Annotated in this window: 15 protein-coding genes and 1 pseudogene; 8 read left to right on the top strand and 8 right to left on the bottom strand. The window is 71.7% G+C overall.

The window, feature by feature from the left end:
- Positions 1–189: 189 nt before the first annotated feature.
- Both OOJ98_RS12615 and OOJ98_RS12610 read right to left on the bottom strand, forming a co-directional pair.
- Positions 190–1,455 carry an AAA family ATPase gene (locus tag OOJ98_RS12615; RefSeq protein WP_267054738.1) on the bottom strand — a complete coding sequence of 422 codons (1,266 nt, stop codon included), beginning with the start codon at positions 1,453–1,455 and terminating at the stop codon, positions 190–192.
- 127 nt (positions 1,456–1,582) lie between these two features.
- Positions 1,583–3,065: pseudogene (locus OOJ98_RS12610) on the bottom strand (hypothetical protein).
- A gap of 256 nt (positions 3,066–3,321) precedes the next feature.
- Here OOJ98_RS12610 and OOJ98_RS12605 point away from each other — a divergent pair.
- From OOJ98_RS12605 to OOJ98_RS12590, 4 genes are all read left to right on the top strand, one after another.
- Positions 3,322–4,872 (top strand): MFS transporter, encoded by a 1,551-nt coding sequence (locus OOJ98_RS12605; RefSeq protein ID WP_267054737.1) that lies wholly within the window; start codon positions 3,322–3,324, stop codon positions 4,870–4,872.
- Positions 4,873–5,071: 199 nt separating this feature from the next.
- Complete coding sequence (locus OOJ98_RS12600; protein WP_267054736.1) at positions 5,072–6,430, top strand: cytochrome P450; 1,359 nt, start codon at positions 5,072–5,074, stop codon at positions 6,428–6,430.
- Positions 6,431–6,698: 268 nt separating this feature from the next.
- Positions 6,699–8,114 (top strand): FtsW/RodA/SpoVE family cell cycle protein, encoded by a 1,416-nt coding sequence (locus OOJ98_RS12595; protein WP_267055619.1) that lies wholly within the window; start codon positions 6,699–6,701, stop codon positions 8,112–8,114.
- A gap of 90 nt (positions 8,115–8,204) precedes the next feature.
- Positions 8,205–8,867 carry a hypothetical protein gene (locus OOJ98_RS12590; RefSeq protein WP_267054735.1) on the top strand — a complete coding sequence of 221 codons (663 nt, stop codon included), beginning with the start codon at positions 8,205–8,207 and terminating at the stop codon, positions 8,865–8,867.
- An 85-nt stretch (positions 8,868–8,952) separates the two neighbouring features.
- Here OOJ98_RS12590 and OOJ98_RS12585 read toward each other — a convergent pair whose 3' ends face one another.
- The 5 genes from OOJ98_RS12585 to OOJ98_RS12565 form a co-directional block, all read right to left on the bottom strand.
- Positions 8,953–10,422 carry a condensation domain-containing protein gene (locus OOJ98_RS12585; RefSeq protein WP_267054734.1) on the bottom strand — a complete coding sequence of 490 codons (1,470 nt, stop codon included), beginning with the start codon at positions 10,420–10,422 and terminating at the stop codon, positions 8,953–8,955.
- A 621-nt stretch (positions 10,423–11,043) separates the two neighbouring features.
- Entirely contained in the window at positions 11,044–11,397 is a 354-nt protein-coding gene (locus OOJ98_RS12580) for a hypothetical protein (protein WP_267054733.1), read from the bottom strand.
- 203 nt (positions 11,398–11,600) lie between these two features.
- Positions 11,601–11,888 (bottom strand): hypothetical protein, encoded by a 288-nt coding sequence (locus OOJ98_RS12575; protein ID WP_267054732.1) that lies wholly within the window; start codon positions 11,886–11,888, stop codon positions 11,601–11,603.
- A gap of 68 nt (positions 11,889–11,956) precedes the next feature.
- Positions 11,957–12,649: a hypothetical protein gene (locus OOJ98_RS12570; RefSeq protein WP_267054731.1), complete on the bottom strand. Its 693-nt coding sequence runs from the start codon at positions 12,647–12,649 to the stop codon at positions 11,957–11,959.
- Positions 12,646–13,278: a hypothetical protein gene (locus tag OOJ98_RS12565; protein ID WP_267054730.1), complete on the bottom strand. Its 633-nt coding sequence runs from the start codon at positions 13,276–13,278 to the stop codon at positions 12,646–12,648. Before OOJ98_RS12565 ends, OOJ98_RS12570 begins: the two co-directional genes overlap by 4 nt.
- Positions 13,279–13,636: 358 nt before the next feature.
- On the opposite strand from OOJ98_RS12565, the gene OOJ98_RS12560 reads away from it, so the two are divergent.
- Together OOJ98_RS12560 and OOJ98_RS12555 are read left to right on the top strand one after the other, a co-directional pair.
- Positions 13,637–13,831 carry a chaplin gene (locus tag OOJ98_RS12560; RefSeq protein WP_267055618.1) on the top strand — a complete coding sequence of 65 codons (195 nt, stop codon included), beginning with the start codon at positions 13,637–13,639 and terminating at the stop codon, positions 13,829–13,831.
- A gap of 120 nt (positions 13,832–13,951) precedes the next feature.
- Complete coding sequence (locus OOJ98_RS12555; protein WP_267054729.1) at positions 13,952–15,835, top strand: ABC transporter ATP-binding protein; 1,884 nt, start codon at positions 13,952–13,954, stop codon at positions 15,833–15,835.
- Between the two features lie 100 nt (positions 15,836–15,935).
- On the opposite strand, the gene OOJ98_RS12550 is transcribed toward OOJ98_RS12555, so the two are convergent.
- The gene (locus tag OOJ98_RS12550; RefSeq protein ID WP_267054728.1) at positions 15,936–16,544 is read right to left on the bottom strand and encodes a TetR/AcrR family transcriptional regulator; all 609 of its coding nucleotides are present in this window, start codon (positions 16,542–16,544) and stop codon (positions 15,936–15,938) included.
- Positions 16,545–16,630: 86 nt separating this feature from the next.
- Here OOJ98_RS12550 and OOJ98_RS12545 point away from each other — a divergent pair, with 86 nt between their 5' ends.
- Both OOJ98_RS12545 and OOJ98_RS12540 read left to right on the top strand, forming a co-directional pair.
- Positions 16,631–17,068 carry a DUF4345 domain-containing protein gene (locus OOJ98_RS12545; RefSeq protein WP_267054727.1) on the top strand — a complete coding sequence of 146 codons (438 nt, stop codon included), beginning with the start codon at positions 16,631–16,633 and terminating at the stop codon, positions 17,066–17,068.
- A 232-nt stretch (positions 17,069–17,300) separates the two neighbouring features.
- Positions 17,301–18,413 (top strand): esterase family protein, encoded by a 1,113-nt coding sequence (locus tag OOJ98_RS12540; protein ID WP_267054726.1) that lies wholly within the window; start codon positions 17,301–17,303, stop codon positions 18,411–18,413.
- Positions 18,414–18,485 lie beyond the last annotated feature (72 nt).

The following is an 18,485-nucleotide window of genomic DNA, read 5'->3' as shown; positions in this document are numbered from 1 at the left end:
CGACCGGCACGTCGGATGTGTCGGGCACGGCGGATGTGTCGGACACGGCGGGGGTGTCGGGCGCGGCGGATGTGTCGGACACGGCGGGGGTGTCGGGCGCGGCGGATGTGACCGCTGCGACCGGCGCGGCGGGTGCGGCGGGTGTGTCAATTGCGGCGGACGCGGCCGATGCGGCTGATGTGTGCGGGCTCATCGGCGTCCCTTCCCGGCGGCACGCGCGCGGGCCGCCGCGTCGTCGGCGCGTCGCGACAGGGAGACCGCTCCGGCGAGGCGCTCGATCGCCACCGGTACGTCCCAGCCCGGTTCGCGCACCGAAGCCAGGGTGGTCGCCGGCACGACCACCAGGTCCGGGGGCCCGCTCTCCAGCGCGTCGACCAGAATCGCCCAGGCCGCGTCCCAGCGGGCCTCGTCGGGGCGTCCGCGTACCGCCGCCACCACCGCGTCGAGTACGGCCTGGCGCAGGTCCCCGCGCTCGGGCAGGGTGGCGGCCGCCGGGTCGGCGAGCAGGTCCTCGGGGTCCGGGAGATCCATACGGTCGAGCCCGGCCAGGAATTCGAGGCCGGGCCCGTCGCCGACGGTGCCCCTGACCAGCAGGGAGAGTACGTCGCGGGAGACACCGGCGGCGGTGGCGAAGGCGGTCAGGCGCAACGTCATCTCCCAGCTGCGGGGCGAGGGCCACGGACCGCCGCGGCGGCTCTCGCTGCTGGGCATCTGGTGGACGAGGGAGGGCCGGGCGGCGAGCAGCCCGCACACGGCGCGGCGCGCGAAGGCCACGGCCTCGGGCAGCTTCTCCCGGTCGAGGCGGGGCAGGGTGGCCCGTGGCCAGGTACCGCCGAGGCCGCGTACGACGACGTCGTGGTCGTGGGTCCACTGCAGGTGCACGAACCTGTTCGCGAGCGGGGGGCTCAGCTCCCACCCGTCGGCGGCCGAGGACCGCGGGTTGGCCGCGGCCACGATCCTTACGCCGGGCGGGAGTTGAAGGGCTCCGATACGCCGCTCCAGGACGAGACGGAGCAGCGCGGCCTGCACCGCGGGTGGCGCGGTGGACAGTTCGTCGAGGAAGAGCAGTCCGCGGCCGGCCCGTACGAGTCGTACGGCCCAGTCCGGCGGCGCCATCGGGACGCCCTGTTCCGCGGGGTCGTCGCCGATGACCGGAAGCCCGGAGAAGTCGGACGGCTCGTGCACGCTGGCGATCACGGTGGTCAGGGGGAGGTCGAGGGCGGCGGCCAGTTGGGTCAGGGCCGCGGTCTTGCCGATGCCGGGTTCGCCCCACAGCAGGACGGGCAGGTCGGCGGAGACGGTGAGGGTGAGGGCTTCGAGCTGCGGGTCGGGGCGCGGCTCCGTGGTGGTTTCACCGAGGAGGGCCAACAGCGCCTGTGCGACGTCGAGTTGAGGGGTGTCGTCCGGACCCGTGGGGCGGGCGTCGGGGCGGGCGAGCGGGGTTCGTGTGGGCATGAGGGATCACCTGGTGGTTTCGCGGGGGCGTGGCAGACCGCGCCGCGTGTGTGGCGCGGCGGGATGCGGTCTGTGCGGGGTATGTGGTGGGTGCCGGGTGTGGACGGGTGGGGTGGGTGTGGGCCGGTCAGCGGGAGTGGGCCGTCCGGGGACGTGAGCGGTGGTCGCTCGGGCGGGAGCGGAGATGGCCGGAGCGGAAGCGGGGATCGTTCGGGGCCCAGACGGTGGGCGCCTGGCGCACCGGGGCGGGGCCGCTCAGACCCGAGCGGTACAGGCCGTACGCGATCTGCCGCCGGGCGGCGTCCTCGAGGGCGTCCTTGAGTCCGCCGGCGCGCAACACCGCCTCGGGGACCAGGAGTTGCTCGACGACGGCCAGTGCGCCGGTGATGTCTCCGTGGTCGAGGCGTTCACGGACCCCGACGAGGCACTCCGGGCGGCGGTGAGCCTCGTCGATGGCCTGAAGGCAGGGCAGTGGCGTGCCGCCGAGCGCGGCGAGGAGCTCTTCCCTGTGGACTTCGGCGGGGTCGTGGTCGAGTGCGGACAGCGCCCCGTCGCGGAGCCCGATCCGGTGCCGTCGGCCCCGGCACTCCACCAACCGTGCCCCGCCGGGCCCGTCGGCACGGCCTCGCGACGGCGGCCGGGCGGGGTCCGGCGCGAGCGCGGCCGCGACCAGGGGGTGCAGCCGGTCGGCGGTTAGGGACCCGGTGCGCAGCAGTTCCGCGTCGGGAGACTCCCACGTCGCCGCGTGGGGCAGGACCAGCGGCGCGGCGGCCGTGACCGTCCGTGGCCCGGCGAGCCGCAGGACGGGAGGGCCAAGACCGCCCGGAGCGGCTGCGACGTCGAGGGACAGCCGCTCGCCCGAACCGAGCCGTACGGTCACCGGGCCGCCCCTCCGCGCGCAGCAGTAAGGCGGTCTCGGCGCCCCAGCGGCCGACCGCGCAGGCCCTGTCCGGCGGGACGGCGGCCGTCACACCGGGGTCCAGTACGGGATCGCCGTGGGCGGGCGGCACGGCGGCCACCGGGTCGCCGGGAGCGGATCTCCCTGCGGGCCCGTCGGCGCCGGCCCGGGTGCGCAGCTCGCCCGCCCTGCGTGCGTCCCACAGATGTCGGTGCAGGTCGAGACGGAACCGCGGATGGGGGCGCGGGCGGGGGTGACGAACGCCGGCGGATGCCTCGGCCCGCGGGCCGCGCCACAGGGCGAGGCTGATCCGCTGCCCGGCGTCCGCCCAGGCCGGCGGCGTACGGACCACGAGGTGTACGGGGCTTTCGCGGCCGCCTGCCCCGTCGTCGCCGTAGCGGGCCAGGGTGAGGGTCGTACCCGGGCGCAGCAATCCGCCGGGGGCGACTCTCGGCATGTGCCAGCGCAACAGGTCGGGCGCCAAGTGGCGCAGATCTGCACGCAGTTGGGCCGCGAGGGCCCGGCCGTGGGTGCGGGTGAGGGCGCGGAGATCGAGGTCGACGTCGACGTGCGCGGCAGCACAGGCCCCGGCCCAGTCGCCGACGGAACGGCGGTCGGTCGCGGTCTCGATCATGGAGGGCGGCACGGCGAACTCGCGCACGCGCAGCCAGAGGGAAAGTCGGGAATCCTCGTTCGCGATCTGAGTGAGCATCAGCACTCACCTTGCGCGGACGAGTCCCCCAATCTGCTGGTGGAAGTAGTCATCGCGGGGAGCATAGCCGCCTGTTCCCGATCTGTCAGATGGAATTACCGCACGGCTCCGTCCTGGCTCCGGCCCGGCTCCTCGCGGCCCGGATCGGCAGTGCCGCGGCCGTGCCTTGATCGACTGGTGGCGCCCACGGGCCGGGCATAAGGTCGAACGGTGGACGACAGAGTCCGCAGTCCCTCGTGCGAGGGCAAGGTCCGCCATGACGAGTTCGCAGCCTGCACCGACGATCGCGACCGCGGCCCCCGGCAGACGGGGAGGCAGCGGCAAAGGGATCGCACTCCTGGTCATCGCCTCGTGCCAGTTGATGGTGGTGCTCGACGTCACCATCGTCAACATCGCGCTCCCCCACATCCAGAATGCGTTGCACTTCTCCACCACCGGCCTCGCCTGGGTGGTGAGCGCCTACACACTCACCTTCGGCGGACTGCTTCTGCTGGGCGGCCGCACCGGTGACATCCTCGGCCGCCGCAAGGTGTTCATGTGCGGCGTGCTGCTGTTCGCCGTCGCCTCGCTGCTCGGCGGCCTGTCGCAGAGTTCCGGCCAATTGCTCGCCGCGCGCGCCGTCCAGGGCGTGGGCGGCGCCATCGCGTCGCCGACCGCACTCGCGCTGATCACCACGACGTTCACCGAGGGTCTCGAACGCAACCGGGCCTTCGGTGTGTTCGCGGCGGTCTCCGCGGGCGGCAGCGCCATCGGCCTGCTCGCCGGTGGTGTGCTCGTCGAATGGCTGGACTGGCGCTGGGTGTTGTTCGTCAACGTACCCATCGCCGTACTGATCCTGCTGGCCACCCCCCGCGTCATCAAGGAGTCCGAGCGCCATTCCGGCCACTTCGATCTCGCCGGTGCGCTGACCTCCACCCTGGGCATGGTGGCGCTGGTCTACGGCTTCATCCGGGCCGCCCAGGAGGGCTGGCGCGACCCGTACACGCTGGGGTCCTTCGGTGCCGCGGTGGTGCTTCTCGTGGCCTTCGTCCTGGTGGAGCGGCGCTCGCAGCAGCCGATCACCCCGCTGCACATGTTCGCCGACCGCAACCGGGCGGGCACGTACGGCATCATGCTGAGTCTGTCCGCCGCGATCTTCGGCATGTTCTTCTTCCTCACCCTGTTCGTGCAGAACGTGCTGGGCTTCACGCCGCTGCGGGCCGGTCTCGCCTTCCTGCCGGTCAGCGCGATCATCGCGGTGGGTGCGGGGCTCGCCTCCCAACTCCTGCCGAAGTTCGGTCCGAAGCCCTTCATGGTGACGGGCTCGCTGCTCGCCGCCGCGGGGCTGGCATGGCTCACGCAGACGGACATCCACTCGACCTATGGGGGCAGCATCCTGGGTCCGATCCTGGTGTTCGGTCTCGGCATGGGTCTGAACTTCGTCTCGCTGACCCTGATGGCCGTCTCCGGAGTCCCCCCGCACGAGGCGGGCGCCGCGTCCGGGATGCTCAACGCCACGCAGCAGGTGGGCGGTTCGCTGGGCCTGTCCATCCTGGTGACCGTGTTCGGCACGGCGAGCCGGAACGAGGCGACCCATCAGGTGCCCAAGTTCCTGGGCCAGGCCGACCCGGCGCAGCGGCTCATGTTCCGGCGCACCGGCACCCTGCCCCGGCCGTGGAGCGACCAGGTGCTGACGTCCGGGGTGTCGACCGCGTTCGTCGTGGCCACGGCGTTCGCCCTGGTCGCGGGCTTGATCGCGGTGTTCGCGATCCAGGTCCGCCCCTCGGACCTCGAACGCCTCCAAGGCGCGCGGCCGACCGGCCCCTGAACCGCGGACGACCGTCCCCTGCCGAACGGCGGCAGTGAGCCTCGCTCCCCCGGGCGCGCCGGAGAACACACCGGCGCGCCGCACGCGTGCTGCTTCGCGCCGGGTTCCGCGCCGTTCGGCCCGGGGAGGATATCCGGGATCCCGGGGGGGGCCATCGCCCCAGCCCGAGCCGGCGGACTCGTTCTGGAGGTGCCCGACCGTGAGCACGACGCTTCCCTCACGTACGGGAAAGGCCCCGGGTGGCTGGCCGTTGCTCGGCCACGCCTGGCAACTGCACGCGCGCCCACTGGAGTTCCTGTCCTCGCTGCCCGCCCACGGGGACCTCGTACGCATCGGCATGGGACCGTGGCCGGCCTACGTGGTGTGTGAACCCGAAGCGGCACACCGCATGCTCACTGACTCCCGCACCTTCGACAAGGGCGGTCCCTTCTTCGACAAGGCCCGTGTGCTGTTCGGCAGCAGCCTGCCCATGTCCGGCTGGCAGGAGCACCGGTGGCAGCGCCGTCAGATGCAGCCGGCCTTCCAGAGCGACCGGATCGAGAAGTACGCCGTCGTCATGGGTGAGGAGGTCGACCGCATGACCAGCGGCTGGCGCCCGGGATCGCGGCTGGACGTCACCGCCGCGCTGACCAGGCTCACCCTGCGGATCGTCACCCGCAGCGTGCTCGCCGCCGAGGCCCAGGACGCGGCCGTGGCGGAGGTGCAGGAGAGCCTGCACACCGTCATCGACGGCATCTACCAGCGGGTGATGCTGCCCCTGGGCCCCCTCTACCGGCTGCCGACGCCCGCCAACCGCCGCTACCGGCGCGCCCGCACCCGGCTGCACGCGGCCATCAACGGCATCATCGCGGCGCGCCGTGCGGCACCCGGCGGCGAGGACCTGGTCTCCATGCTCCTGGCGGCGCACAACGACGACACCGGCGGGCTTATGTCCGAGGAGGACATCCGCGATCAGCTCATGGTCATGATCGGCGCCGGGTTCGAGACCACCGCCAACAGTCTGGCGTTCGCCCTGTGGCTGCTCAGCCAACATCCGGAGGTCGCGGCGCAGGTGTACGCCGAGGCCGACCGTGCCCTGGCCGGCCGTACCGCCACGACGGCCGACCTCGACGCGCTGCCCTGCACCCGGCGGGTCATCAACGAGGTCCTGCGGCTGTACCCGGCGGGCTGGTTCTTCACCCGCGTCACGACCGCGGACACCACGCTCGCCGGGCAGCACCTGCCCAAGGGCACGGCTCTGCTCTACAGCGCGTACCTGCTGCAGCACCGGCCCGAGCTGTTCCCCGACCCGGACCGTTTCGACCCCGACCGCTGGATCCAGCGGAGCGCCGAGACGCTGCCGCGGGGCTCGCACGTGCCCTTCGGGGGCGGGAACCGCAAGTGCATCGGCGATCAGTTCGCCCTGATCGAGATGACGCTGGCGCTGGCCACGGTGTGCGCCCGCTGGGAGCTGCGGCCCGACCCCGGTGCCACCATGACCGTCCAGGTGCGCGGCACCCTCGGTCCTGGCCCCCTGATGATGACGTGCCGGCCCCGCGGCAAGGAGGCCGAGGACTGAGCCCGCCGCTGGTCGGCGGAGCGGAGGCTCTGCGGAGCGGAGGCTCGGTGACCAATGGTGTTCGGGTAGGTGCTCGAACCCCCGGCCGCGACGGAAAGGGGAACCGCCTCCCCCCTTCCTCCGTCTTCCGGCGTGTGATCACCGCGCGCAGGGGCCCATGAGGAGCCCAAGCCTGTGGTTGCGGGAGGTGGAGGATTTCGTGCGGGGACCCATGGGGGGCGGCGGCCGGGCGGCATCCGGCCCGCCCGAGGAGGCGTACGGGCACACCATGTCGTTCGCGGCGCTGGCGCAGGCGCCCGACAGACGGCTCACCGAGGCCTGGCTCCTCTGCTTAGTCGTCGTGATCACGCTGGGCGGCGACGCGGCCACCGGTCTGTCGATGCAGGGCCGGCTGCCCACGGGGTTCACCACGTTCGCCGCCGCCATCGGTGCGCTCGCACTGATCGCGCACCTTGCCGTACGGCGCTGGGCGGCGCGGGCCGATCCGCTGCTCCTGCCGCTCGCCCTGCTCCTGACCGGCCTGGGCCTGGTCCTCATGCGCCGCCTGGACATCACTTATGTGGCGGAGCCACGTCTGCACATGACCCCGGCGGGGGACGGACAGCTGATGTGGACGGTGATCGGGGTGGCCGCGTGCGTGGGCGTGCTCGTCGTCCTGCGCGACCACCGATGGCTCCAGCGGTACATCTACCTGATGATGGCGGTCGCGCTGGTGCTCCTGATGGCGCCCGCTTTCTCCAGCGCCGACCAGTTCGGTGCCAAGCGCTGGATCATGCTGGGGCCGCTGTCCGTGCAGCCCGGCGAGTTCGTGAAAATCATGATCGCGGTGTTCTTCGCGGGCTATCTGACGGTCAACCGGGACGCGCTGGCCCTCTCCGGCCGCCGTGTCCTCGGCATGCGGCTGCCACCCGGCCGGCAGCTGGGCCCGATCGCCGCGATATGGGTGCTCAGCCTGCTGGTACTGGTCTTCGAGCGTGACCTCGGCACATCACTGATCTTCTTCGGGCTCTTCGTGATCATGTTGTACATGGCTACGGAACGCACGAGTTGGGTGGTGTGCGGCCTATTGATGGCCGTGGTGGGTGCGATGGTCGTCGGCTCGATCGAGCCCCATGTGCACGGCCGGGTGGTGGCGTGGCAACACCCCATGGACGCCTTCACCGCGGCGGGCCGCGCGGCAGGTGTGTCCAACCAGTTGGGGCAGGCACTGTTCAGCTTCGGCAGCGGCGGCATCACCGGGAGCGGCCTGGGCCAGGGGCACCCGGAGCTCGTCGGCTTCGCCGGCAACAGCGACTTCATCCTGACCACCGTCGGCGAGGAGCTGGGGCTCACCGGGGTGATGGCGGTCCTGCTCCTGTACGGACTGCTGGCCCAACGGGCCTTCCACGCCGCGCTGTTGTCCCGCGACCCGTTCGGCAAGCTCCTCGCGACCGGGCTCGCCGGCGCCCTGGTGCTGCAGGTGTTCGTGGTCACGGGTGGCGTCACGGGCCTGATTCCGCTCACCGGAAAGGCGCTGCCCTTCCTCGCCAAGGGCGGCTCGTCGATGGTCGCCAACTGGCTGATGGTGGCGCTCCTGATCCGGATCAGCGACACCGCGCAGCGCCGCCGTGAACCCGCCGCGCCGAACGGCCGCGCCGAGTCGGCGGGCGCCCCCGGGCGAAGGGTGTTCTCGCGGGCGGGATGAGCGGCGCGCCGAACGCGGAACCGTGAAGTGTCCATGCCGCGTCCACCCCTGTGGTCACGACATCCCGCACTCCCAGGAGGAATCACCACCATGGTCTACCCGGGCAGCACGCCTCCCCCGGCCCCGCCCCGCAGACGCAGGGGCTGCCTCCCCGCGCTGGTGATTCTCGTGGTGGTGCTGGGCCTCGGTTACGGCGCGTCCAAACTCTTCGGCGACAGCCACGGAAAGTCCTCGTCGTCGGCGTCGTCCTCGTCGTTCGCCTCCCACAAGAGCGGTGAATGGAAGGTGGGCGACTGCGGCGGCCCGGACCCCGACGACGCCCCGAACGGCTACACGGCCTTCGACTGCGGCGACTCGGGGGCGACCTTCAAGGCACTCGACGTCCAGGCCGCCAGCTTCCTGCCCGACGCCATCCAGTGCCCGGCCGGTACGGACCTCATCATCCAGGTGAGCGTCAGCTACGGGTCCAAGAAGAGCTCGGGCGGCGGCATCCCGACCAAGACGGTGTGCGGGCGCAACCTGTCCGCGACCCACCCCGGGGACGCGGGGGCCGGCGGCGGCCAGCTGGTCAAGGGCGACTGCATCACGTCCACGGCGAAGGAAGTGCCCTGCGCCTCCGCGGGTTCGGACGCGTACACGGTGCTCGACCTCGTGAAGCAGCAGTCGCAGTGCCCGTCGGGCACCACCGAGCCCATGCGCCTGACCATGGCCATCGGCCGGCCGTACGACGTGATCTGCGCCGCGAAGAAGTAGCGGCGTCGCGTCGCACCGCACGGTGGAGCGGCCCGCGGCCGGCTCCACCGTGCGCCCGTTCATCCACGGCTCACAGCGTCGCGGCTCACAGCGTCAGCCGGGTGGCCTCACTGCTCAGCCGCGGCGCGGGGAGCGCGTGTTCGCGCCGTGGCGGCGCGGCCGGCGCCGGACCACCGCGGGCCACCGACGTGATCAGCTCCCGCAGCTGCTCCACATAGCGGTGGATGTTCTTGTGTGCGATCGCCGTGTCCGGGTAGCGGATGGCCAGTTGCAGCCCGCCGTGGAGACGGGTGAACCAGGCGCACACCTGGTCCCCGTAGGACACCCGGAGCATGGCGTACGCCTTCTGTTCGTCCCACTGGCGCGCCCCCGGAATGTCCCGCGCGTCGACGAACGAGACGATCGAGTAGAGGTCCGGCGACGTGGGCCGGAAGTCGGAGCCCAGCAGCCTCAGCACCCGGGCGATCGGCAGATGCGCGAGGGACTTGTTGGCACGCAGCGCGGACCGGACCATCGTCAGGGCGTCGTCGAACCCCAGGGCCTTCGCCACGGGGATCTCGATGGGCGCGCCGCCGACGTACCACCCCACCGACTCCGCCCACCGGGACTTCGCCCGGGTGTGGAGCGGCACCACGGTGCGGTAGACCGGCTCGCCGCCGATGTCGTGCACGATGAGGCTGGTCGCCGCCAGGACCCCCACCTGTCCGCCGCCGTAGGGGCGGCAGTACGCCGAGAAGGCGGCGGCGTCGGCGTCGTCCACGAGCATCTCGTACAGGAGCTTCTGCTCCGGCAGCGGGCCGCCCGGCTCCAGGCCGAGGTCGACCGGGAAGGCGGGCAGCCTGCCGTCGCAGCGGGCGATGAACTCCCGCCAGCGCGCCACGATCGCGTGGGTGTCGTCGACCTGGTCGGCGCTGGCCCGCTCGATCTCGCAGAAGTCGACATAGCTGCCGACCGGGGACGGCTCCTCCGCTCCCCCGTCGGCGCGGGCCGAGTAGATCTCGGAGATCTCGGAGGGGATGCGCTGGAGCGAGTACGCGTCGACGTTGCTGTGGTCGAAGGCCATGTACACGCTGACGCCGTCGTCCCTGACCACAGCCGTGTACAGGAAGTTGGGCCATCCCAGGGCATCCGCGGCCACATCGAAACGGTCCTGGAGGTGGAGGCTCAGCTCCTCCGCGTCGGGGAAGTCGCCCACCACCTCGCGCCGGAGCGCCACGGCGTCGGACGCGGCCGTGAACCGGCGCATCTCGTCGCCGACCCAGCGGAAGCCGCTGCGCAGCGTCTCGTGCCGCAGGGTCCAGGTCCGCAGCGCCGCTTCGAGCCGGTCGAGGTCGACGGGCCCCGCGATGTCGAACGCCGCGCCCAGCCAGGTCGGCACGAACAGGCCGTCCTCCCGCACCGAACGGGCCGTGCGGATGTGTGACTCCTGCACATAGGCCGGGGGACGGGAATCATCGGGCTGGCTGGTCGCGGCCTCGACCATGACGGGGTCCAGAGTCCACTCGACCAGCCGGCCGGGACGGACCTCGCAGCCGTGAACGTCGGTAATTCGCACGGGAGTCTTCCATTCACACGCTGTCGGGGAACACGGGCGAGCTGCAGGCAGCAGAGGGGGAACGGGCCGGGCGGGCCCTTGCGGCCGAGTACTCCCGAGTGCGTCCGACGGAGGATCGGTTCAGCAGGCCGACGCCGGGGGCCGACGCCGTGGAGTGCGCCCACATCGGTGCGTTCCGGGGATGTGCCGCCACACGAGGTGGCCGTCGGCGGTGCCTGCGGGCCCCAACGCCCGGGAACGGGGCGTCCGTTCGCGGCGCCGCGAGGCGGAGGGCGGCGTCCGCACACCGCAACTCAGGAAATACGGTCATGCGGTGACCAACGCGCAGAGAGCGCTCTCGGGCACGCTGGACCACCCCAACGAGTCGGATGCGCCGGGCCCGCAGGCCGACAGGGCGGCGCGAAGGCCCCCATACCGGTACCTACGGCCCCCGCGTCCGCCGGCCACGCACCTGCGAGTCCGTATCCGCGGGTTGGCCGGGCCTCGTGAAGTCCCCCCATACCGGCGGCACCTACAGGCAGGCCCGGCAGCCCCTCCCCCGGCCCGGGGACACGGACAAGCCCCGGCACCCCGGCTTGTGCGTCTCGCCGGGGCCCGGGGTGCGCGGGCGGTACGTGAAGGTCAGCCGATCGGCGGCATGGGCTTCGGCGCCGATGCCGCCGGCAATGCCGACGTGGAGGACGCGGGCGTCGACTGCGCCTTCTCGGTCTTGATCATGTCGTTGATCTCCTTCAGCTCCTTCGCCGCATCGGCCTTCGCCTCGGCGACGTCGGCCGCCGCGTCCTTCTTCTCATCCGCGATCAGCTTGTCGATCTCCTTCTTCAGGTCCGCGAGCCAGGCCTTCTCATCGGCTCCGGGCGCTGTCCCCGGCGCCGGCACGGCAGGCGTCGGCGGGGCGGCGAAGGCGGGTGCGGCAGTCCCCGCGGTCAGAACTCCACACAGAACGATCGCGGCAACAGTGGCACATCGGCGCATGACGCGCTCCTCATCAGATGGTCGGCTCCAAAGCTCCCCCACTCTTGATCCACTGTTCGGCACCCGTGGCCGAAGGGCCACTGGGCCTTGCCGAACGAGTGAGGCGCGCGTGCCGCCCTGAGGGGAACGGGGCCCCCGACGAGCAGACCGTCCGGCCCTCCCGCTCCGCCGCTCCGCCGACTCGCCGACTCGCCGGACGAGGGTCAGGCCCGGCTGACGCGGCCGGCCACCGCGTGGCCCACCAGGAGGTAGACCGCCGCGGGCAGGCCGTAGTTGACCACTGTGCGCCAGGTGTCCGACTTGATGTGGAACATGTCCCGCGACCATCCCGAGAGCCAGTCGGCGGCATTGCGCACCCACGACACGACATCGTTGGCCGTGTTGGCGTTGACCAGGAAGAAGGCGATCCAGAGGATCAGGATCAGCGCCATGAGGTCCACGATGATGAGGATGCCGGTGGCCGCCGGGTTTCCGCCGTAGCGTCTGGACATGTCCAACTCCTTTTACTGTCAGGCGGGTTGAGGCTCGGTTCGTGACGGATGTGCGATGGGCGTCGCGCTCACAGGCTGAGCAGGCGCTCCGCGAGCCGGCGGTATTCCCGCAGGGCCATGCGCAGGTCCTCGGTGGCCGCCGTGCCGGACGTGTCCTGCCAGGACTCGCGGAGCGTGCCCCGGCGGTGGCCGAGGGTCTCGATGATGTGCTCGGCGAGGTCGTCGACGGCCGACGCCGCCTCCTCGACGGCCGCGCGCGGCTCGTCCACGAAGCCGCCGACCGCGTGCTGGAGCCTGAGCTGCAGCTTGTCGCGCTCGTCCGGCCGCAGCACGGTCTCCTCCGGCACGCCGTCACCCGGCAGCGCCTCGGGCCCGCGTGCGCCCTGTGCTCCCTGTGCTCCCGCAGCGTCGTGCTCGGACACGGTGTGGCCGTGCGCGGACCGCTCCCGCAGGCCGTCGTCGTGGGCCTCCCGACCGGGCGCGGGCGCCTCGGCGACGCCGGGGCCGTCGAGGGAGTGCCCTGCCGCGGGCGTCACGGTCGCGGGCGCCTCGGCCACGGAGCCTTCGGGTACGGCGCGCCCGGATGCCGCCGCGCCGCTCGCGCCCGGGGCGTCGGCGGACCGCCGGTCGTCGGGGGCCGGCCGGGACACGGGGCGCTCGGTCACGCCCTGCTCGGTCCCGGCCTGCTCGACGGGCGGTCGGGCGGACGCGGAGTCCGGCACCACGGGCCGCTCGGGTATGGGCTGATCGGCGTGGGTCATGACTGGCTCCCTCGGGCGGTGTCTCGGTGCTTCAGGTCGGCGCGGGACGTGTGCCGGGCGCTGCGGGGCGCGAGGGCCCCGGCCTTGTGGCCGCGGCGCTCTCCGGCGAGTACGGCGAAGAACTCATGGGCCTGCACGAGGGCCTCACGCAGCTCTTCCGTGCTGCGGCGGCGCCCGTCGGGGTTCTGGGCCACACCCTGGATCCGGCGGTAGCTGTCGAGGTGGTCGGGGTGGTGCACCGAGAGCGCGGCGAGCTGTTCCCCGGACGCACCGTCCGGGAAGCCGCGTTCCTGGGCGAGCCGGCCGAGCAGCGCCTCGGCGTCGGCGACGGCCTGTGCGGGCGAGTCCACGAACTCCTCCTGGATCCGGGCCCATTCGGCGGCGTACCGGCTCCGCTCCTCGGCCGTCGGGGGCTCAACCTTGAGGCTGCCGTAGCGGCGGACGCGCTCGTCGAGGTCCTTCTCCGCGGCCTTGACGTCGCCGTGGTGCTGGGCGACGGTCCGTTCGTACTCGGGCCCGAACCGACGGCGCAGCCCGTTGCCCCGGCGCGCGACGAACATACCGAGGACCACCGCCACGACAACGATCACCGCGACCGCTATCAGGATGATGACGACACCATTGGACATGGCCTGCCTTCCCGTCAGTGAAACGGCCCCTGCTCCAGGGGCGGTCCCTGTACGAATGAGCGCGACGCGGCCGAATAAACCCGCTACGGGCCAAGTGAGTTCCGTGTATGGGCGGCCAACACCCTTGCGCGACGGCCCCGGATGATCGGCGAGTGCCCGATCCGTGATCAGGTTGAGCGATCAACCTACGTGCCGGTAACCCATGGTTCCCTCCCACACCCCTCACCCCAACGGGTCACGCGGCTTTCGCCGGGCCCCGACCGCGGAGAGTCTGTTCATAAGCATTCCCCACAAACAGGAGGAAATCGTGCGTATCCGTTCCGCACTCGCCGCAACGTTCCTGGCCGCCACCACCGTGATGGGCGCCGCCGGCGTCGCCGCCGCCGCAGACCCGGTCCCGCCTACCACCGGAGTGGCTCAGAACTCGCCCGGCGTGCTGTCCGGTGACGTCATCCAGGTACCCATCGGCGTTCAGCTCCCGGTGTGCGGCAACACCATCGACATCATCGGGCTGCTCAACCCGGCCGCCGGCAACACCTGCAAGAACGACTGACCGGTAGAACCGCGTCGCTCCGCCCCGGAACCGCACCCTGGTTCCGGGGCGCAGTCACGCGATGTCCGCGCCGCACCCGTGCGTTGACCTCAAGCCATGTTGAGGTCGTACGTTCCTCGCATGAGTATGGAAGCCACCGCGTGGACACAGCTCCACAACGTCATGACCGCGCAGCAGGACAAGCGCCCCTTCAGCCGGGCCACCCTGCGCCGCATCGCCTCGTTCGCCCGGCCGCACCGGCGGCGCATCGCTCTCTTCCTGGTCGTCAGCGTCGCCACGGCCCTGCTCGCGGTGGCCACTCCGCTGCTGGCCGGGAGGGTCGTCGACGCGATCGTCGGCGGAAAGGAGAGCGGGACCGTCACCCGCCTCGCGCTGTACATCGCCGCGATCGCCCTCGCCGAGGCGGCGCTCGGCATCGTGAGCCGGTGGCTGTCGTCGACGCTGGGCGAGGGACTGATCCTCGGTCTGCGCACCGCTGTCTTCGACCATGTGCAGCGGATGCCGGTGGCGTTCTTCACGCGGACGCGCACCGGCGCGCTGGTCAGCCGCCTCAACAACGACGTCATCGGCGCCCAACGGGCGTTCAGCAACACCCTGTCGGGTGTGGTCAGCAATCTGGTCACCCTGGTGCTCACACTCGCGGTGATGCTCGGCATCTCGTGGCAGATCACGCTGCTCGCGCTGGTGCTGCTGCCGGTGTTCGTGCTGCCCGCCCGCCGCATGGGCACCCGCATGGCGCGCCTCCAGCGGGAGGCGGCGGAGCACAACGCGGCGATGGGCACCCGGATGACCGAGCGGTTCTCGGCGCCCGGCGCGACCTTGATCAAATTGTTCGGGCGTCCCGCCGACGAGTCCGCCGAGTTCGCCGCCCGAGCCGGCCGGGTGCGCGACATCGGCGTCCGCACGGCCATGGCCCAGTCCGCGTTCATCACCGCGCTCACCCTCGTCTCGGCCCTCGCGCTCGCCCTCGTCTACGGACTCGGCGGCTACTACGCCCTGCACGGCACCCTCGAAGCCGGCGCGGTCGTCTCGCTGGCCCTGCTCCTGACCCGTCTCTACGCGCCGCTCACGGCGCTCGCGGGGGCGCGCGTGGAGGTGATGAGCGCGCTGGTCAGCTTCGAGCGCGTCTTCGAGGTGCTCGACCTGAAGCCGCTGATCGCCGAGAAGCCCGATGCCCGGACGGTCCCGCCCGGCCCGGTGTCCGTGGAGTTCCACCAGGTGCGGTTCGGCTACCCGTCGGCGGACAAGGTCTCCCTCGCCTCCCTCGAAGAGGTCTCCAGCCTGGACACGCGGGGCGGCTCCGAGGTGCTGCACGGCGTGTCCTTCAGGGCGGAGCCCGGTCAGATGGTGGCCCTGGTCGGGTCGTCCGGCGCCGGCAAGTCGACGGTCGCCCAGCTGCTGCCGCGGCTGTACGACGCCGACGAGGGCACGGTGCGGCTGGGCGGCATCGACGTACGGGATCTCACCTCCGACTCCATCCGGGACACCATCGGCATGGTCACCCAGGACGGCCACCTCTTCCACGAATCGGTCCGCGCCAACCTGCTGCTCGCCCGGCCGGCCGCGGCCGAGGACGACCTGTGGGACGCGCTGCGCAAGGCCCGCCTCGACGAACTGGTCGCCTCCCTGCCCGACGGCCTCGACACCGTGGTCGGCGAACGCGGCTACCGGCTCTCCGGCGGTGAGCGGCAGCGCCTGACCATCGCCCGGCTGCTCCTGGCCCGTCAGCGCGTCGTCATTCTCGACGAGGCCACGGCCCACCTCGACAACACGTCCGAGGCGGCCGTGCAGGAGGCGCTCGGCGAGGCGCTGGAAGGGCGGACCGCGGTGGTCATCGCCCACCGGCTCTCCACGGTGCGCTCCGCGGATCACATCCTGGTCGTCGAGGACGGCCGGATCGTGGAGCACGGTACCCATGAGGAACTGCTCGAACTCGGCGGCCGGTACGAGGAGTTGTACCGCACCCAGTTCGAACGCCCCGGCGGCGCGCCCGCCCTGGGCTGACCGGACGGTGCGGCGTGCGCCACGGCCGGCAGCCCCGGGGCCCCGCCCGGCAGCGCCACGGCCCGCGGGCCCCCGGACCGCCGGGGCTCGCGGGCCGGGCTCAGCCGTCCGGGGCGCCGAGGAGCCGGTCGATGTCGGTGACGGCGCCGAGCGCGCCGCGCAGGGCGCCGATGGCCATGGCGTGCAGCTCGGCGCGGGTGAACGGCGCACTCGTGAGCCATTCCACGCACAGGGCCCGCACGAAGACCAGCCAGCTCGTCAGGGCGGCGGACACCAGGTCCCTGGCCGGGCCGTCGAGCCCGGTCGCGTCGAGCACGCGCCGGCTCAGCTCGGCGAGTTCGTCGGTGATGATCGCCTGGATCACCGGGTCACCGGCCAGCACCCGGTTCGCGGCGAGCACCGTGTTCTTGTTCGCCGCGAAGTAGTCGAAGTGCAGATCGAGCCCGGCGGACAGCTGCTCCAGGAGCGAGCCCGCCGGGTCGATGCGTGTGCCGTCGAGCAGCCGGTTGGAGGCCTGCTGGAAGATCGCGGCGAACAGGGCGCCCTTGTTGGGGAAGTAGCGGTAGAGCAACGCCCGGGAAATACCGGCCCGTTGGGCGACGTCCTCCATCAGGACGTCGTGGTACGGCTTCGCCGCGAACAGATGGGCTCCGACGTCGAGCAGCTGTGCGCGGCGCTCATCGGGGCTCAGCCTGCGGCGCGTGGTCACGGAGCCAGGTTACTTGACGCGTGTCTACTAGCGATCCTATGGTCGCCTTAGTAGACACATGCCTACTAAGGCGAAGGGACACCACCATGGCCAGGCTCCTCATGTGGCTCTCCTGGGCGATGGGCATCGCCGATGTGGCGATCGGCGCCACCCATCTGATCGTCGGCGTGGCCTCGGTGCCCGGCGCGGGCTCGCCCGGCCCCACCGTGGACAGCCTCATGCGGTTCTTCGGAGCGATCTTCCTCGGGTACGGGCTCGCGTGGATCTGGGTCGCGCGGCAGTCACCGATCCCGTCCAACGCGGTACGTCTGCTCGCCGGAGTCTTCTTCCTGGGCGGCGCCGCCCGGCTGCTGTCGTGGGCCGCCCTGGGCCGGCCCGACTGGTTCCAGCTCGTCCTGATGGGGATCGAACTCGCCCTTCCGCCGCTCTACTTCTGGCTGGCGTCCGCCGACGAACGGGACACGGCCGCACGCCGGTGGAACGCCGAGGAAGCAGCACGCGCGGCGGCTCGCTCCACGCCCTGAAGGCATCACTCCCGCGCCTCCCCCATCTCCCTCACCCCGCCCGCCGCCACATCGCACCACGATCCATCCGATTTCGCACAAGGTCGGAAGGTCGTCGATCACAAAGGGTCGGACAAGGGAACGGATCTCGCCGGATCGCGGTCTTGTCCGGTGCGCATCGCGAAGCGGTGCGGCTGGACGGCGCCACCGGGGGGCGCGTCCGGAGGACCTTTTCCAGAGAGTGTCTTGATCCATGGGCCTGACCAGTACCACCGCTCTGGCAACGGCCGTGCTCGCCACGGTCCTGCTCTCCCTCCTCGTCGTATGGCAGTGGCCACGACTCGCGGGGCGGGGCTGGCGGCCGGTGCTGGGACGGGTGGGCCTGATGTGCGCGGTCCAGCTCCTGCTGTTCTCCTCCGTGGGCCTCGCGGCCAACAAGGTGTTCCTCTTCTACGGTTCGTGGGCCGACCTGTTCGGCCGGCAGGACGGCGTCGGCGTCCTCGACGCGCAGGCGGCGGCGAGCCCGGGGATCACGCTGGAGGGGAAGCAGAAGGTCGACGTGCCGGGCGCCGGGAAGCCGAGCATCGGCGGCGAGGTGCAGCGGGTCTCGGTGCAGGGCGAGCGCTCCAGGATCGCCACGCCCGCCTACGTCTACCTGCCGCCGGAGTACTTCCAGAAGGACTACGAGAAGAAGAGCTTCCCGGTCACCGTCGTCCTCACCGGCTTCCCCGGCACCGCCGAGAACCTCATCAAGGGGCTGCACTACCCGAAGACGGCATGGACGCTGTCGAAGCAGAAGAAGACGCAGCCGATGATCCTGGTGATGATGCGGCCCACCGTCGCCCCGCCGCGCAACACCCAGTGCATCGACATCCCGGGCGGCCCCAAGACGGAGACGTTCTTCGCCGACGACCTGCGCAAAGCGATCTCCGGCACCTACCGCGTCGGTACGAAGCCGCGGAACTGGGGGTTCATCGGCGACTCGACCGGCGGTTACTGCGCCCTGAAGATCGCGCTGCACCACCCGGAGGCGTACGCGGCGGGCGTCGGCCTGTCCGCGGACTACAAGCCGGACGTGGACATGGAGTCGGGCGACCTGTTCCACGGCAACAAGCGCGAGGAGAAGCGTTCCGACCTCCTGTGGAGCCTCGACCATCTGCCGCAGGGGCACTCGTCCTTCCTGGTCACCACGTCACACCAGGGTGAGAGCAACTTCCGGGCGACCCAGAAGTTCATCGCCAAGGTCAAGAAGCCCGCACAGGTCTCGTCGATCACGCTCGATTCCGGCGGCCACAACTTCAACACGTGGCTCCGGGAGATCCCGCCGTCCCTCCAGTGGCTGAGCGCACACCTCTCCGCCGAGTGACATGTGCGACCGGCACGTGCAGCGATGGCCCGCACGAGGCCGGTCACACCTCCGTGATCACGTGCCCCTGAT

This window comes from Streptomyces sp. NBC_00083 (assembly GCF_026343295.1).
GTDB lineage: Bacteria > Actinomycetota > Actinomycetes > Streptomycetales > Streptomycetaceae > Streptomyces.
This window is presented reverse-complemented; position numbering and strand designations above follow the sequence as displayed.

Bases quoted from the DNA above. Each gene is read 5' to 3' on its own strand.
- OOJ98_RS12560 (WP_267055618.1), top strand. From the start codon at position 13,637: ATGGGCGCCGCCGGCGTCGCCGCCGCCGCAGACCCGGTCCCGCCTACC.
- OOJ98_RS12580 (WP_267054733.1), bottom strand. From the start codon at position 11,397: ATGCGCCGATGTGCCACTGTTGCCGCGATCGTTCTGTGTGGAGTTCTG.
- OOJ98_RS12615 (WP_267054738.1), bottom strand. From the start codon at position 1,455: ATGCCCACACGAACCCCGCTCGCCCGCCCCGACGCCCGCCCCACGGGT.
- OOJ98_RS12605 (WP_267054737.1), top strand. From the start codon at position 3,322: ATGACGAGTTCGCAGCCTGCACCGACGATCGCGACCGCGGCCCCCGGC.
- OOJ98_RS12590 (WP_267054735.1), top strand. From the start codon at position 8,205: ATGGTCTACCCGGGCAGCACGCCTCCCCCGGCCCCGCCCCGCAGACGC.
- OOJ98_RS12555 (WP_267054729.1), top strand. From the start codon at position 13,952: ATGAGTATGGAAGCCACCGCGTGGACACAGCTCCACAACGTCATGACC.
- OOJ98_RS12565 (WP_267054730.1), bottom strand. From the start codon at position 13,278: ATGTCCAATGGTGTCGTCATCATCCTGATAGCGGTCGCGGTGATCGTT.
- OOJ98_RS12540 (WP_267054726.1), top strand. From the start codon at position 17,301: ATGGGCCTGACCAGTACCACCGCTCTGGCAACGGCCGTGCTCGCCACG.
- OOJ98_RS12595 (WP_267055619.1), top strand. From the start codon at position 6,699: ATGTCGTTCGCGGCGCTGGCGCAGGCGCCCGACAGACGGCTCACCGAG.
- OOJ98_RS12570 (WP_267054731.1), bottom strand. From the start codon at position 12,649: ATGACCCACGCCGATCAGCCCATACCCGAGCGGCCCGTGGTGCCGGAC.
- OOJ98_RS12575 (WP_267054732.1), bottom strand. From the start codon at position 11,888: ATGTCCAGACGCTACGGCGGAAACCCGGCGGCCACCGGCATCCTCATC.
- OOJ98_RS12545 (WP_267054727.1), top strand. From the start codon at position 16,631: ATGGCCAGGCTCCTCATGTGGCTCTCCTGGGCGATGGGCATCGCCGAT.